A 14,676-nucleotide genomic window follows, 5' to 3' on the forward strand; every position below is an offset into this window, starting at 1 on the left:
AATAAGCTGCCGAATCAATCGGCAGCTTATTTGCGTCTGTCAGGAGAATGCCGTTGAGATTTTATTAAAGATCCTTTAATTTATGGTAATAGGCTCCTAATTGTTTTTTGGAAAAGCTATAAGGAGAGTTTTTGTTTCGCAACCATAAGTTGCCTTTAACAATTAAAATATAAACGGCGACGATGAAGTAAGTCGCACCCAAAATCCAGTCAGCTGTAGTTGATAAATGATGATCAACGATATTGTTGATATACCAAATTCCAATGGGTACATGAAGGAATATGGCAGCGAATAATCCAGGATTATAAACGCTCTTCGCTTTTATATTTGCGAAAATCCCATGCCAGATAACTTGGAAAAAGCCCATCAAAATGGGGGCAAGGCCCAGCCATACTATGGAAGGGAACAATACGGGAAGCAAATAAAACACGTAAGCGATGATTACGTTGATGATCATTGCGGATTGTTTATTTAACGGATATCTATCGGGTGTTTCACTTTTAAATAAGACCACATTAAACATGCCTGCAAAAGTCCCAGGCCAACGGTATTCTTCAAACTGATGGATGAGTATGGCTACAAAGTTTAACCATAAAATCATCGTTAGTTCCGATAGTATCGTCCGATTCATCATTACATAAATACATACCAATAATCCAACAACAACACCTAAGTCTTGCCAATGTTTTCTTAGAAAGTTCATGTTGATCACCTCAATGATTTATTTGATGAAAATAACGTTCAAAGAGCAAATCAATTTGTTTTTCTATGGGGGCCATTTCCACTGATGCACCCGATTCAAGAATGGGGCTCATGAGTGCGGGGAGAAAGATCGCTCCAAATATTTGGAGCATCATTATCATCAAACGCTCTGGCTGTTGTTCATTGGTTAGTTCTTTTAGAGTGCTTTGAACTTTAGGAAATCCCATCATTTTTAAAAACGAGCCATATTCATACTGTGATGAAAAAGATGAGCTTCCCATAACAATAATTCTGGAGAGCAGTTCTGGATATTGACGAATCACTTGCAAATAATCAAGTGAAAATTGCTTCAGTCTGTCCCGCGCTGGTACAGAGGAATTGTCCAATATAGCAAAGGTATGCTGAAAACTGTTTAATATCACTTTAATAGATTCGCTGACCAGATTTTCTTTAGAACCAAAGTAATAATTAACAAGAGATACATTTGTACCGGAGTGTTCAGCAATTTTTCTAATGGTAATACTCTCAAAGCCATCTTTTTTGATCATTTCCAGTGTTGCATACATGATTTTCTCTTTTGTGTCCTTTTTTTTGTCTAGATCCATACGCATTCCTCCGTTCAAAGTTTAAATTAATAATACTTAAAACAACGTTTAAAACATTGTTTAATTCAATATAGCAATTTTTATTTTTTCTTGCAAGTCCGACGCGTACATTCTTTTCCGAATGTATCTGTTAACTTCTATCGGTATCAAAGAGGATGTTAAGAGAACTCACATACTTTTAGTTTTTAGAGGGCATCGCTTTACGAATAGTTGAGCTATAATTGTAATTAAAGTATGAAAACCAACAAGGAGCCAAATATGAGAAAAATTATCATGTTTAACAGAGTTTCAATCGACGGCTTTTTTGCTGGTTCAAAAGGAGAAATGGATTGGTTCGTAATGGACCACGAAATTGACAAAACGGCGCATGAGATCATGGAGCCTGACACGGAAAATTCCACATTAGTTAAAGGAGATATCACAAAAGAAGTGAGGGATTTAAAACAAGGGGTAGGTGGTGATATCGTTTGGAAGTGGTACGATTGTGCAGCAGCTTGCAAATGAAGGATTAATTGACGAGTATTTGATCGTCGTAACCCCGGTTGTTCTGGGATCAGGAAAACCACTTTTTAAAGATGTCAAAGAAATTAAACTTAATCATTTAGAAATAAAAAGGGATTTTGAATCAGGAAACTTTTTGCTTCATTATAGGATTAAGCAAAGTCGCTAAGTACTTAGTTTCAGATAGTATGAGAGCAAGAAAGCACCAATTGTTTAAAAGTTTGATCAAGTAGTAAAGGAAAAACGAGCCTTAGAAGCGATTCTAAGGCTCGTTTTTCTTTTTGTACAAAAAAATAGTCGTGTTTGTCCATTGCAACGATTAAGCACAGAAGCCTACAATTTAATTCGACGAGTATAGGAAAAGTGTTTTTTGTCCTGAAAAAGGAGCAGAATGTCCATTGTTTCAGTTTGTTAAATAGGCTATGCTTTTTTGAGTGATAATGAGAATTAATATCACTTGAAGAGGAGTCATGTATTCATCTGCATCACGAAAATAGGACAAGTCCGAAATTCAGCGGCAGCCCGTTGGAAGCAGCGCTTATTCTGAATAGCGGGAAGGTTACGTTGGTGTTAGGCATCGTTTTATCCGTCTCTTCCGGCGAGACGATAAACATACATTAGGGAGGAAAGTCATGTTTCGTCGTTTTTTTACTTATTATCGTCCGTATAAGGGCCTGTTTATCCTTGATTTCACTTGTGCAATTTTTGCCGCCTTGCTTGAACTCGTATTTCCTGTAGCCGTTAACAGGGTAGTGGACGATCTGCTGCCAAGCGGCAACTGGAAGTGGATTTTATATGCCTGCCTCGGCTTGCTCGGGATATACGTCGTCAGCGCAGGTTTACATTATGTGGTGACATACTGGGGACACAAGCTGGGCATCAGCATCGAATCGGATATGCGTAAAAAGCTGTTCGACCGGGTGCAGAAGCTGTCGTTTCGTTTTTTTGACAACAACAAGACAGGACATCTCGTGTCCCGGATGACGAACGACTTGATGGATATTGGGGAAATTGCCCACCACGGACCGGAAGATTTATTCATCGCGGTCATGACGCTAGCCGGCGCGTTCGGCATTATGCTCGGCATCAACTGGCAGTTGGCCGTGCTGACCTTCATCATTGTTCCGCTCATGATCTATTTGTCGCTGTATTTCAGCAGCAAGATGTCGGCTGCCTTCAAGCGCATGTTCTCGGACATCGCCGACTACAACGCTAGGGTGGAGAACAACGTCAGTGGAATCCGCGTTGTGCAGGCGTTTGCCAATGAAAAGCATGAGATCGCCAGGTTCGCGGAGAACAACAATCGCTTTCGCATGACCAAGCTGATCACCTACCGGATTATGGCCATGAACTCGTCGCTCAGTTTTATTCTTATGAAATCTGTTTCGTTGTTTGTCCTTGTTTGCGGGACATGGTTTGTCATTCAGAATCGGATGTCCTATGGGGAATTTATCGCTTTTGTCATGTTATCCAATGTGTTTCTTGGCCCAATTAACCAGATCAACTCCGTGATCGAGACGTATCCGAAAGGAATTGCCGGATTTAAAAGGTATTTGGAACTGCTGGAAACCGAGCCGGATGTGGATGATGCCCCGGATGCCAAGTCAGTGAAGCAGTTGAAGGGAGATATTTGCTTCAGTGGCGTCACTTTCGGTTATGAAAACAAGGAGAAAGTGCTCATAAATATTAATCTATCGATTCGTACTGGGGAAACAGCAGCGCTCGTAGGCCCGTCGGGCGCAGGTAAGACGACGCTGTGTTCGTTGCTACCTCGCTTTTATGATGTCGATGAGGGCGCAATTACGATTGACGGCATCGATATTCGGAAAATGACCTTGGAATCGTTGCGTTCGCATATCGGCATTGTGCAGCAGGACGTATTTCTCTTTGACGGCACCATGCGGGAAAACATTGCTTATGGCAAGCTAGACGCATCTGAAGCTGAGATTTGGCAGGCTGCGCGCCGTGCACAGTTAGAGGAATTGATTCTGTCGCAACCGGAGGGACTCGATACGTTAATCGGAGAACGGGGCGTGAAGCTATCCGGCGGACAAAAACAGCGGCTTTCTATTGCTCGCATGTTCTTGAAAAATCCGCCGATTCTTATTTTGGATGAAGCGACATCGGCATTGGACACTGAAACGGAAGCTGCCATTCAGTTGGCGTTGAGCGAGCTTTCGGAGGGACGTACAACACTTGTCATTGCCCATCGTCTGGCGACGATCAAAAATGCGGATCGCATAATCGTCGTAGCGGAGCAGGGAATTGCCGAGCAAGGCAAGCATGAGGAACTGATGGCGGCCCAGGGCATATATAGCCGCTTGCACCGGGCACAGTTTGGAGCATGATTTTATATAGAAACAACAAAAACGAACGTGGAGGCAAACGATGAACGAACAATTGGAGTTATACGATGTCACGATTATTGGCGGAGGTCCCGCCGGTTTATATACGGCTTTTTACAGCGGTATGCGAGAATTGAAGACGAAGCTAATTGAAGCGCAGGATCAACTGGGCGGGCGATTACTCACCTATCCCGAGAAGATCATCTGGGATGTAGGTGGAGTAACGCCAATTCGCTGTGAGAAACTAATTGCCCAATTGATTGATCAGGCTAACACGTTTGATCCGACGATTGTACTTAGTCAACAAATCACAAGCTTTGAACGGCTGGAGGACGGTACTTTCATCCTGACTTCGGCGAGCGGAGAGCGTCATCATACGAAAACTGTAATCCTCACTATCGGCTATGGCATTCGCAAGATGGCTAAGCTGGAGATCGAAGGGGCCGACCGCTACGAAGTGACGAATTTGTACTATACGGTACAGGAACTGGAAGTATTTCGTGGGAAAAGGGTACTGATTTCCGGAGGCGGCGATTCGGCGGTAGACTGGGCGAATGAGCTGGAGTCGATAGCTGCAAGTGTAACAGTTGTCCATCGACGCGATAACTTTGGCGGGCATGAGAGAAACGTGTCTAGGATGAAGCAATCCTCGGTGCGCGTGCTTACCCCTTATAAGGTGAATGCGCTCCATAGCAGCGATGGGAGAAGCATTGAGCTGGTGACAATCTCACATTTGGACACAGAGGAGCAGGAACGGCTGGAAGTCGATGCTGTGATCGTGAATCACGGGATGAAGAGCGATTTCGGTCCTATCCGCGAATGGGGCCTCGAGTTGGGTGAATGGAATGCGATTGTAGGAGAAAGGATGGCAACCAATATCCCTGGCATCTTCGGTGCAGGCGATTTCGTAACCTATGACAGCAAAGTTAGATTGATCGCTGGAACGTTTGCGGACAGCGTGCTGGCGCTCAACAGCGCTAAGCTGTATATGGACCCAGAAGCATCGCAGATGGCGTACGTTTCCTCTCATAATGAGCGGTTTAAAGAGAAGAATAGGGCGTTAGGCATCGTGGAGGAAGTAGAGTAATTTTAGTCCTTTTAATAGACTTTTCCACTACCCCGACGGAAGCCCATTGGATGATACAGCGTATTCGGCAGACCCTGGGAGGCCATCACGTACAGCTTTCCGCCATAGGCGAAGGTAAAAACGGATGCGCTCTCACCAGATTGTATCAGAGGCGAACATAAGTTCCACATATATTCGGCTTGGGCCTCGAAGCGGAGCAGCCACTGCTCCGCTTCCTGCTGCTTTTCAAGCAGCTCACCCAAGATCCTTCCGGTTCTGATCAAGAACGACGGTTGGAGCAATTGCGCTCAGCTTATAGAGAGAGACGTTGCTGTAATTGGCAATGATAATCAGTTCAGGAAACTGGCTTCACAGGCTTTTATTTTCGTGTGCTAAAGGAAGGAAGAGTATCCTTGACTGACCGTCTAATTCAAATCTCCTCTCATCCAAAATCGATTACGGTTGCTTTTGCCAACCAAATTATGCATGTTGAAAAGGAAAGAATTGAGGATGTGAAACGGATACTTGAAGTGGAGGAACTATCGGTGAATTGGAGACAGACCTTTACAAAACGTCTGACGGGAAATGAGCCCGATGCCCATAAGCGATTAACCGGTCAATGAGGTTAACGGATTAAGGACCTAATGGGAAACACAGAGCCCAAGACTGAATAGCACAGAATCCAAAGCGCGCACCGTTCACAAGGAACGGTGCGTGCTTTTATTGATGATAAGCATATGACCGTTCATTACTACAGCATTCATTTATGACTTGGCTGATCCGCCTAGGTAGGTATATGTGGCCAATCTCAGAGAACATGTCAGCAAACCCAAATGTTCAATAAAATTTCCATAATCAAGCAGGAGAAACGATAATTAAATAGAATATTGTAAATATTGCTTATAAACTTATGAAAAGGAGTTAACTATGCAAGAAGATGTGGACGCAGATTTTCTTTTGGAGGACCCTAAAAACTCAACGGTATTATTCGAATTTGCTGAAGCACTATTTGCAGACGGAAAAGTAAAGGAATCAATACCACTTTATAAGAGGCTGTGCGATTTTGAACAGGTTAGTTTATCAGATAATTCTAGCATAGGTCATTATCGTATATTCGAAGCATCATTGGGAAATGGCTCGGAAGAAGATTGGAAAGCTGTTAATCAGTTCGCTCCATTTATCAAACATTTACCGGACAATTACCAACTCGATGCGCTGCTTAAGGTTGCGCGAACTTGCCTTACACTACAAAAGTGGGATGAGGTTGGTCAATATGCAGACGATTTGAGAGCACATACCGTATTTGTTTACAGCATGTTAACGGGCGCAGGCGGGACAAAGGAAAAGTTAATCTTGAAATTCCCTCTTGTCGTTTATTATGGTCAAAGTTACTTGCTGAAAGGAGCTGCACTGAGAAGGCTTGGTAAATATGAAGATGCCAAACTATGTGTACAAGGGTATGCCGATTTGAGCTGGTTCGAAATGTTGGATGACTACGGGTTGAAAGAAGTAGAGAAGTTTCGCGTGTTCGCGAAAGGAAACTTGTACACTCTTAATCTTTATTTGGGCAATGGTCAATTTCTTGATGATTTTTTTAATTTTATTGCCTTGTTAGAGAGTAGAGCTGATTTGCTAGCCGGATTATTAACAGCAGTTGAAGCGGCTAATATGCATCGGTACAATGTTGACTATATTTTGGAGAAATACTCAGGTGAAATCGAGTTTTATAAAACCTCGACTAATCAAATCTGGAGGAGTCAATACTATCATTTTGTCTACCAAAGAGCCATCTACAGATGCAACAATGGGATGATCAAAGAGGGTATTGATGATGCCCTAAATTGTCTTTCGTATGCAACTTTTACGATGCATGATCTGGATTTTAAAAAGTGTTCAATCCTGTATTGGAACTATAGAAATCATGTATCCAAAGAGCAGGAAGAAAGATTTTCAACCATAATAGGAGGTATTAATGATGATGAAAAGATTTTTGTTGGCCCTAGTTGTAACAATGGGATTGTTTAGCAGTGTTGCATATGCCGATGGTGAAGTAAATCCGTTCGCTATAAAAATCTCGCCTACATACCCAGATCATCCAGTGGCTGCCTTAAATTTCGGCGAGGGTGGCTAATTAATGTGTCCAATGACATAAGAGTGCCTACATGACATATCGAAGAAAAGCTTGAGAAATCAAGCTTTTTTTTTGTAGGTTTAAAAATGAATACATCCAGCTGCATTGTACGAAGTTAGGAATTTCAACATGCAGGAAATTGAGAAGTGGGCTGTTGTTATCTTGATTCAACAGTATTTACTGAACGTATTCTCTACATAGACCTTGACAAAAACCAGAGGGATTGCTACCATTTACTTTGTAAGTAATGTTAACTAACTTAATTTATTATTATAATTTATGAGAAGGAGTTGAAACATGAGACTGAAGGGGAAAACCGCTCTCATTACCGGAGGAGCACAAGGTATTGGCAAGGCTATTGCGTTAAAGTTTGCACAAGAAGGAGCTAATATAGCCATTCTCGACTTGGAAGACAACGTAGAATGGATACGGTCATTGGGTGGGAAAGCGATAGGAATTGTTTCAGATGTGCAGGATAAGGAGCAAGTCGATGCGGCTATTATCCAAGCCACAGATACCTTGGGGCCTATTGATATAGCTGTTATCAATGCGGGAATTTGCGAGTTGTCATCCTTCCTCGACATAACCGAAGAAGCCTGGGACAGGCATATCTCGATTAATTTGAAAGGGGCGTTTCTAGTCGGTCAGGCGGTGGCCAAACAGATGATTTCACATGGAGTAACAGGATCGATTATACACATGTCGAGTGTTAACGGAATACGTGCAGAAGCAGATCAGGCGCATTATAATGCCAGCAAAGGAGGCATGAATCTACTGTCGATGTCCATGGCATTAGAACTAGCAGGACATGGTGTTCGGGTTAATGCTTTATGTCCCGGCTTCATCGCAACAAGGTTAACGCAGGCCGAGATCGATCACACAGCAGGTATTACAGAATATCTGAAATCGATTCCGATGAAGCGGGTTGGGGTTCCCGAAGAAATTGCCGATGCAGCTGTGTTTATGGCCTCGGACGAATCTCGCTATATGACAGGACATTGTCTGGTTATAGATGGGGGTCAGGTGATCAAGTTAGTTTAGCTAGCGAATCTTGGAGTGATAGGAGTGATAGGAGTGACAAAAGTATCCATTCAAGATGAAATGGCGATGGATCAATGGGTTGCAGGGCAGCGGGAAGAACTCATTGAGCTTTTAAAAACGTTGGTTCAAATTCCGAGCGAAAACCGTCCTCCCAGCGGGAATGAATTGCCGGTTCAACACTTCTTAGAGAAAAAAATCAGTGAGCTTCACTTCGAAACGGAGCTGTATCATCTGTCAACCGTTTCTGAGCTTAGCAATCACGCTGCGTATTATCCTGGACGCGACTACACGAACCGTCCTAATCTCTTTGCGCAGCTGCGTGGGAGTGGCGGGGGAAGATCGCTGTTGTTTTCCGTTCATGCTGACGTCGTCCCCGGCATTGGTGGAGAATATGAACCGTTTCAACCTATCGAGAAAGACGGGCGACTTTATGGCAGAGGGTCCAACGATATGAAAGGCGGAATCGCTGCGATACTAACTGCATTTCGTTTTTTTGCCCAAAGAGGGGTACCCTTGAAGGGCGATTTATTATTCGAAAGCGTCGTAGATGAAGAGATGGGTGGGGCTAATGGCACGCTAGCAGGACGGATCCGGAAGAATGATGCAGACGCGGTCATCATACCCGAACCGACCAATATGAAGGTGTGTCCCTCGCATTTAGGCGGTGTGACATGGCGCATCAAAGTGAAAGGAAAAGGCGGCATGGGGTTCGGGGGCGAGAATTTACGTAATCCGATTTATGGAATCTCACATATTGTGGTGGAAATTGAGCGTTTTCACGACGAATGTCAGAATAAAGTTGCTTTTCGAACAGAGTCGGGTGACATTCTGACACCTAGTGTCGTGCTTTCTTATATCAAAGGCGGTGATTTCGATCCCGGGATGGCTGACGGGATACCGCAAACGTGTGCAATTGAAGTGTGGGTGGAATGTCTGCCTGGAGAATCCTTACAGGATGTGGAACGGGATTTTAAAACCCGAATACAGAACTTGTGTTCCCACCATTCGATGGAGGGGTACGAAATCTCTTGGGAACAAATCACACGCTTTTTACCTGGAAGCATAGCCCAGACAGAACTCGTTCCTCTGCTTTGTTCTTTGGTGCATCAAGAGTGCGGAGCACCGGATGAAGTGTATATGGCACCTTTTGCATGTGACGCATTTATGTTTAACTTGTATTCGCCTTCACCAGCCGTGATCCTCGGTCCGATTGGCGAAAATGCACATGCGGCAGATGAATTTGTAGATGTTGACAGTTTAATGAAGTTAACCAAAGTCTATATAGCAGCCATAGAAAAATGGTGCAACATGCCAGCTATTGGTCAATAAACGAATGGAGAGGAAGATGGGTATGATACAATGGGATAAAAGTGAAATAATTACGAGGAATGCGCCGCGAGATACGGGACCGTATTCGCAGGGCCTGATTGCCGGGCCGTTCGTTTTCGTGTCGGGCCAAGGGCCGCTCGATCCAGACACAGGAGAAATTGTCGACGGAACCGTCGAGGAGCAAACGATTCTTACATTTAAAAATATCGAAGCGATTTTAGCCGAAGCAGGAGCCACCTTGCAAGATGTGGTAAAAGTAACGGCACACCTGCAGGATATCAACGATTTTGACAAGTTCAGCCAAACCTACGAAACGCTTTTTACGGACTCAATAAAGCCGGTAAGAACAACGGTTGGCAGTCAGTTGGTTGGCATTAAGGTAGAAGCGGATGTTATTGCGATTTTGGCGAGATCACCCGTGTAGTTTAGTCTCAAAAAAGGTTAGAAGCTTGTATGGAAGGTAGTGGATAACGCAATGTCCGAATTATCGGGGAAACCTGAGGTTTTAAAAAAAATTAATACGGTTATGGTGCTGAACTTGATTCGTAGACAAGGGCCTATTTCGCGCGCGGATATTGCCAAAGCGTTGAACATCAGTCGTCCGACGATTTCGAATTTGGTTGCCCAATTATTGGGTGATGGAGAAGTTATAGAGATAGGAGAGGGTGAATCCAAAGGCGGGAAGAAACCGATATTGCTGCAAATCAACAGTGATAATGCCTATGTTGTCGGAATTCACTTGTCTCATCCAGTTACGAAGATCGCCTTGGCCAATAACGTAGGGGACATTTTGGCACGCAAAGATATTAACACAGACACGCTAGATAATATTGCGGCTCACCTAACAGAAATTATTGGGGAATGTTTTCAAACGGCCGGATTATCTATTAAAAAATTATCTTCGATCGGGATCGGAATTTCGGGTATTGTCAACCCGACAACGGGAGAAATCATTCATGCCCGCTTTTTTCCCAGTTTGAAGGGCAAGCAGTTAAAGAAGAAATTGAAGTCGAAATTTAAAGTACCTGTACTCATTGACAATGATGTCTACATGGGCCTGATTGGGCAGGAATCAGTGCTTGAAATGAAACCTTCCAGTATGGCTTTCGTGACGATCGGTGAAGTGGTAGGGCTCGGTATGATCATGGACGGCAAAGTGTTTCGCGGGGCGAGACATGCTGCTGGGGAAATTGGCGATATGCTCATTAACGCTTCTCAACAGCTCTCTGAAGGATTTCATGCGGAGGGGGGTTATTTGGAAAGGCTGCTGGAGCGGAGTAAACAAGAGTCGATTTTGCTTGAAAATGATCAAGTCTCACAATATCCTTTTATCATTGCTTGCTCATTGTTTAATATTACATGCATGTTCGACCCAGAACGCATATTTGTAGGCGGTAAGATTCTGCAAAGTACTTATCTACCAGTGATTCAACAATTGTTGCATCGCATGAACCCGAGAGCCCCTGTGTTGGAGTCGACTTTTCATAAGGATGACACGGAATTAATGGGAAGCCTTTATGTGGCCATTCAAATTCTGCGCGAAAACGTATCCATTAGCGGAAATAGTTGATCTATCATCAATAAGATAGGAGGAGATGGAATGCTTCCAGAAACGCCTTGTTTATTGATTGACGAACTTATTGTTGACCGAAACATACAGCGAATGAGTGATATTGCCAGAAATTATGGTGTCAATTTGAGACCTCACGCTAAAACACATAAATTGCCGTACATGTCCAGAAAACAGTTGGAGGCTGGTGCGGTCGGCATTACTGTAGCTAAAGTCGGTGAGGCAGAGGTTATGGTAGAACATGGGATCAGAGATATCTTCATTGCTTATCCGATCATCGTTCCTTCCAAAATTAAACGCTTAATTGCTCTAGGGCAGTCAGCGAACATCATGGTCGGCGTGGACAGCTTGGTTGGAGCCAGAAGGTTGTCCGATGAAGCCACTCAGCGCGGACATACGATTCAAGTGCGTATGGAAATCGATACAGGTCTTAATCGTACTGGCGTATCGTTAGATGAAGCGGCGAAGCTAGCTTACGATATTCATACGTTACCTAACCTGGAGCTTACCGGTATTTATACATTTAGGGGGGCCATGCTTCATGGCAAACCGGCCTTGAATTTGCGGGAAGCTGGACATGAGGAAGGTAATCTCATGGTGGAGTTAACAAATCGGTTGCAGAAACAAGGGATTGCTATAAGGGATGTTAGCGTCGGTTCAACACCGACATCAGCATATGCGGCTGAAATCCGCGGAGTCACGGAAGTCCGCCCAGGTACTTATATATATAATGACCAGATGCAGGTTCAGATGGGCGTTTGTATGAAGGACGATTGTGCGGCTTGGATTGAGGTAACGGTGGTAAGCAAGCCAACTGTTGACCGGATCGTAATCGATGGAGGAAGCAAAACGTTCGCAACGGATGTACAGCCAGGTGGGTCACTCAACCTCCAAGGATTTGGGCGGATTATCGGACATCCCGATACGATTCTGGAAAGAATGAACGAAGAGCATGGCATGATCACCGGGAAAGGGGTCTCCGATATACAAATTGGCGATAGAATCAGGGTGATCCCCAACCACATTTGCAGCACTATCAATCTGCATAATTCCGTATATATACATAAAAATAGAAGTGTAATTAAGGAAATGCCAGTACTGGGTCGAGGAAAATTGTCTTAATTATTTTGGGGAGGTAACGAATGTAATGACGATGCAAAATGAGACGCAAATCTTTCAATCAATGAGAGAGAATCTTTACACAGCAGTAATTTGCGATATTTTAGATGAACTAGGTTTTCGCCATCAGGTGCTTGATATTGACATACGACCGGTATTTGTGGATTGGAAAATTGCCGGAAGAACAAAAACAATGCTAGCGGTAGATGTATATGAAACCTACGAGAATCCTTATGAGAAAGAAATAGAGGCTATTGACTCCATCCGTCCGAACGAAATTGTTTTAATTGGGACGAATAACTCCAAACGCAGCGGACTTTGGGGCGAATTAATGGCGACTGCCTCCAGAATGAGGGGGGCGACCGGCGTTGTTTTAGACGGACTTATTAGAGATTCGGAGAAATTAATCGAAATGGATTTCCCTGTATTTTGCAATGGATTTAATCCTTTAGATTCAAAAGGTCGCGAGTATGTGATAGCTTATGATTGTCCTGTTGAAGTTGGTGGTGTTTTGGTTCACCCAGGAGATGTCGTTTTTGGAGATCGAGATGGTATCGTGATCATCCCGTCAGCGGTATTCTCGCAAACAGTGGACATGGCATTAGAAAAAATCAATAACGAAAACTTAATCCGAAAAGAGTTATTGGAAGGAAAGCTTCTAAGGGAAGTATATGACCAGTACAAAATGCTCTAAGCATATGGGGTCCGCGTAAATCGCGGATTTTTTTATTTTATCGGATCGTCGTTTGTAGCACATTAAATACTGATCCGTCATAAGGGACTGAAGGCTCGAGACTAATTCGTTTATCGTTGCTTTTTCTTTTGACTCCGTCAGTGCAGATCGAATAAAGAGCTTGCCATCGATGGTAGGATCTTCCTTGGTGAGCCGGGCACTCCAACGCATTTTGGCGGATTCAAGGGTTATATTCGCATTTTCTAGGACCTCAACTGCCGCCCCATAATAATTATTTGACTTAAGTTTATAAGAAGGGTGTCTTCTTTGCTCAATCGCGCAATCATCTTCCCTTTTCCAGCAGAGCGGATCCAGTGAAGGAAAGAACCGTTTCTTGACCAGGGCAAATAATCGGTAGAATGACGTCTTTCGTGGACGCATAGGTTTCCCATAAACTTGTCGTCGATATTTTGGGATTCCAGCCGGCCTTGGATTGGAATATTTAAAGAAAGTTGTAACGTCATTCATAATCGCCTTTTTGTATTGGGCAATAGTTGCTTCATACCGGCATCCGTTATAGCAATTAATGCTTTGGGAGACGATTTTCATGGATAATCCCTTTTCGACAGGAATTGGTATTTGGAGGGTAACTTCATACCGATGGGAGCTTCCTTTGGCAATTCCCATGATAACGGGCATTGTTCTAAGGTTGATGTCATGGCTGTCCCAACAACCACTGATCAGCGATCCGCAGCTTATCCAGACTAGCGCTAGCCATACCCTATAATGTAAAAGCTTTCGCATCAATTCATCTCCCAAGCTTCATTCTTCTTCGCAAATATGCCCCTACTAGGGAAATGGCGGAGATTAAACCAAAACGGAACAGACCTTCAGGTTTCAATAGCTGCTACCAATACACGAGGGTAATCTTTAAAAAAGGGATGATTGGCTTTTTCGACAGATGCATAAAATGACTGAATTCTTCTTTACTTTGTTTTGATCGCCGGAAGAAATGCGTTTCAGTCCCATATTGGTTCCCAGCCTGTACAGGCATAGGATTAACCTTTTTTGTAGGGTAAGCCGATCGATTGTTTCTCTCAAGCCCGCTGTGTTAAATTGGCCAGAAAATTGAATGCGTAAATCAGCTTCCTTTAAAATGTCAAATAAGTTGGTCATAGGCCAGCGGCGAGTGAGTTCTCTTTTTATTTCTTCTGAAAAACCTGCAGTAAGAGACACCGTATTACACATTATGAAAGGATCAGCCTCATGTTCCTCTCCTTAAAAGGTAAGCAAATACAACTGTAATTACCGTACGAACTGTTCAGCTTTGAAGAAAAATATAATTTTCGTTGAAAATATACAGACTTGTACGTATAATTAATCAATGTGAATTACATTTATTTAAGAGAGGGGATAGAATGAAGTAGCAATGGTCAAACATTCGCTTATTTAACTTGATTTTCAGGCGTCCATTGAGAATGCCTTGTATGCCGATGAATGAAGCTAAACATCAAGATGCAATACTTATCGTTTTTGGAGAAAGTTGGTACCCTGGGAATCCGTTTTTACTTTGGTATCATTTCGTTTCACAATT

The 14,676-nt window shown here is 43.4% G+C and carries 16 protein-coding genes and 2 pseudogenes; 12 read left to right on the forward strand and 6 right to left on the reverse strand.

The genetic code is table 11. The annotated features are described in order from the left end of the window. Positions 1-64: 64 nt before the first annotated feature. Positions 65-703: an HXXEE domain-containing protein gene (locus GK047_RS12205; protein WP_163946407.1), complete on the reverse strand. Its 639-nt coding sequence runs from the start codon at positions 701-703 to the stop codon at positions 65-67. A 10-nt stretch (positions 704-713) separates the two neighbouring features. Beyond that, on the reverse strand, positions 714-1,307 hold the full coding sequence (locus GK047_RS12210; RefSeq protein ID WP_163946410.1) for a TetR/AcrR family transcriptional regulator: 594 nt from the start codon (positions 1,305-1,307) through the stop codon (positions 714-716). A 258-nt stretch (positions 1,308-1,565) separates the two neighbouring features. On the opposite strand from GK047_RS12210, the gene GK047_RS29615 reads away from it, so the two are divergent. Then, positions 1,566-1,811: a dihydrofolate reductase family protein gene (locus GK047_RS29615; protein WP_240343917.1), complete on the forward strand. Its 246-nt coding sequence runs from the start codon at positions 1,566-1,568 to the stop codon at positions 1,809-1,811. Beyond that, positions 1,792-1,977 (forward strand): dihydrofolate reductase family protein, encoded by a 186-nt coding sequence (locus GK047_RS29620; protein ID WP_346010328.1) that lies wholly within the window; start codon positions 1,792-1,794, stop codon positions 1,975-1,977. Before GK047_RS29615 ends, GK047_RS29620 begins: the two co-directional genes overlap by 20 nt. Positions 1,978-2,293: 316 nt before the next feature. Here the strand turns inward: GK047_RS29620 and GK047_RS30150 are convergent, their stop codons facing one another. Then, a complete protein-coding gene (locus GK047_RS30150) occupies positions 2,294-2,422 on the reverse strand; it encodes a hypothetical protein (RefSeq protein WP_275901661.1) in 129 nt (42 codons plus the stop codon). Positions 2,423-2,440: 18 nt separating this feature from the next. On the opposite strand from GK047_RS30150, the gene GK047_RS12220 reads away from it, so the two are divergent. After that, on the forward strand, positions 2,441-4,156 hold the full coding sequence (locus GK047_RS12220; RefSeq protein ID WP_163946413.1) for an ABC transporter ATP-binding protein: 1,716 nt from the start codon (positions 2,441-2,443) through the stop codon (positions 4,154-4,156). A gap of 40 nt (positions 4,157-4,196) precedes the next feature. Then, positions 4,197-5,240, forward strand: a complete 1,044-nt coding sequence (locus GK047_RS12225; RefSeq protein ID WP_163946416.1) for an NAD(P)/FAD-dependent oxidoreductase — start codon at positions 4,197-4,199, stop codon at positions 5,238-5,240. 11 nt (positions 5,241-5,251) lie between these two features. On the opposite strand, the gene GK047_RS12230 is transcribed toward GK047_RS12225, so the two are convergent. Beyond that, entirely contained in the window at positions 5,252-5,503 is a 252-nt protein-coding gene (locus GK047_RS12230) for a substrate-binding domain-containing protein (protein WP_163946419.1), read from the reverse strand. 69 nt (positions 5,504-5,572) lie between these two features. Between GK047_RS12230 and GK047_RS12235 the strand changes: the two are divergent. The 8 genes and pseudogenes from GK047_RS12235 to GK047_RS12270 all read left to right on the forward strand — a co-directional run. Further along, positions 5,573-5,842 (forward strand): annotated as a pseudogene (locus tag GK047_RS12235) (3-alpha domain-containing protein); the annotation flags it as partial. Positions 5,843-6,146: 304 nt separating this feature from the next. Continuing rightward, a complete protein-coding gene (locus GK047_RS12240) occupies positions 6,147-7,244 on the forward strand; it encodes a DNA-binding protein (RefSeq protein ID WP_163946423.1) in 1,098 nt (365 codons plus the stop codon). Positions 7,245-7,647: 403 nt separating this feature from the next. Then, positions 7,648-8,391 carry an SDR family NAD(P)-dependent oxidoreductase gene (locus tag GK047_RS12245; RefSeq protein WP_163946426.1) on the forward strand — a complete coding sequence of 248 codons (744 nt, stop codon included), beginning with the start codon at positions 7,648-7,650 and terminating at the stop codon, positions 8,389-8,391. A 33-nt stretch (positions 8,392-8,424) separates the two neighbouring features. Next, positions 8,425-9,720 carry a M20/M25/M40 family metallo-hydrolase gene (locus GK047_RS12250; protein WP_163946428.1) on the forward strand — a complete coding sequence of 432 codons (1,296 nt, stop codon included), beginning with the start codon at positions 8,425-8,427 and terminating at the stop codon, positions 9,718-9,720. A 16-nt stretch (positions 9,721-9,736) separates the two neighbouring features. Then, positions 9,737-10,144, forward strand: a complete 408-nt coding sequence (locus GK047_RS12255) for a RidA family protein (protein ID WP_240343918.1) — start codon at positions 9,737-9,739, stop codon at positions 10,142-10,144. A 51-nt stretch (positions 10,145-10,195) separates the two neighbouring features. Beyond that, the gene (locus GK047_RS12260; RefSeq protein ID WP_163946431.1) at positions 10,196-11,290 is read left to right on the forward strand and encodes an ROK family transcriptional regulator; all 1,095 of its coding nucleotides are present in this window, start codon (positions 10,196-10,198) and stop codon (positions 11,288-11,290) included. Between the two features lie 30 nt (positions 11,291-11,320). After that, entirely contained in the window at positions 11,321-12,412 is a 1,092-nt protein-coding gene (locus GK047_RS12265) for an alanine racemase (RefSeq protein ID WP_163946436.1), read from the forward strand. 25 nt (positions 12,413-12,437) lie between these two features. Further along, positions 12,438-13,103: an RraA family protein gene (locus GK047_RS12270; RefSeq protein ID WP_163946439.1), complete on the forward strand. Its 666-nt coding sequence runs from the start codon at positions 12,438-12,440 to the stop codon at positions 13,101-13,103. Here GK047_RS12270 and GK047_RS12275 read toward each other — a convergent pair. Together GK047_RS12275 and GK047_RS29625 are read right to left on the reverse strand one after the other, a co-directional pair. Further along, positions 13,068-13,886, reverse strand: a complete 819-nt coding sequence (locus GK047_RS12275; protein WP_163946441.1) for a hypothetical protein — start codon at positions 13,884-13,886, stop codon at positions 13,068-13,070. The two genes, GK047_RS12270 and GK047_RS12275, sit on opposite strands and share 36 nt — an antisense overlap. Positions 13,887-14,012: 126 nt before the next feature. Beyond that, positions 14,013-14,288: pseudogene (locus GK047_RS29625) on the reverse strand (Tn3 family transposase); the annotation flags it as partial. Positions 14,289-14,676 lie beyond the last annotated feature (388 nt).

Source organism: Paenibacillus sp. SYP-B3998 (genome assembly GCF_010820665.1).
GTDB lineage: Bacteria > Bacillota > Bacilli > Paenibacillales > NBRC-103111 > Paenibacillus_E.

Excerpts from the sequence above, each read along its gene's own strand:
- GK047_RS12220 (WP_163946413.1), top strand. The coding sequence starts at position 2,441 with ATGTTTCGTCGTTTTTTTACTTATTATCGTCCGTATAAGGGCCTGTTT.
- GK047_RS12265 (WP_163946436.1), top strand. The coding sequence starts at position 11,321 with ATGCTTCCAGAAACGCCTTGTTTATTGATTGACGAACTTATTGTTGAC.
- GK047_RS12210 (WP_163946410.1), bottom strand. The coding sequence starts at position 1,307 with ATGGATCTAGACAAAAAAAAGGACACAAAAGAGAAAATCATGTATGCA.
- GK047_RS12275 (WP_163946441.1), bottom strand. The coding sequence starts at position 13,886 with ATGCGAAAGCTTTTACATTATAGGGTATGGCTAGCGCTAGTCTGGATA.
- GK047_RS12225 (WP_163946416.1), top strand. The coding sequence starts at position 4,197 with ATGAACGAACAATTGGAGTTATACGATGTCACGATTATTGGCGGAGGT.
- GK047_RS12255 (WP_240343918.1), top strand. The coding sequence starts at position 9,737 with ATGGGTATGATACAATGGGATAAAAGTGAAATAATTACGAGGAATGCG.
- GK047_RS30150 (WP_275901661.1), bottom strand. The coding sequence starts at position 2,422 with ATGTTTATCGTCTCGCCGGAAGAGACGGATAAAACGATGCCTAACACC.
- GK047_RS29615 (WP_240343917.1), top strand. The coding sequence starts at position 1,566 with ATGAGAAAAATTATCATGTTTAACAGAGTTTCAATCGACGGCTTTTTT.
- GK047_RS12205 (WP_163946407.1), bottom strand. The coding sequence starts at position 703 with ATGAACTTTCTAAGAAAACATTGGCAAGACTTAGGTGTTGTTGTTGGA.
- GK047_RS12270 (WP_163946439.1), top strand. The coding sequence starts at position 12,438 with ATGACGATGCAAAATGAGACGCAAATCTTTCAATCAATGAGAGAGAAT.
- GK047_RS12245 (WP_163946426.1), top strand. The coding sequence starts at position 7,648 with ATGAGACTGAAGGGGAAAACCGCTCTCATTACCGGAGGAGCACAAGGT.
- GK047_RS12240 (WP_163946423.1), top strand. The coding sequence starts at position 6,147 with ATGCAAGAAGATGTGGACGCAGATTTTCTTTTGGAGGACCCTAAAAAC.
- GK047_RS12260 (WP_163946431.1), top strand. The coding sequence starts at position 10,196 with ATGTCCGAATTATCGGGGAAACCTGAGGTTTTAAAAAAAATTAATACG.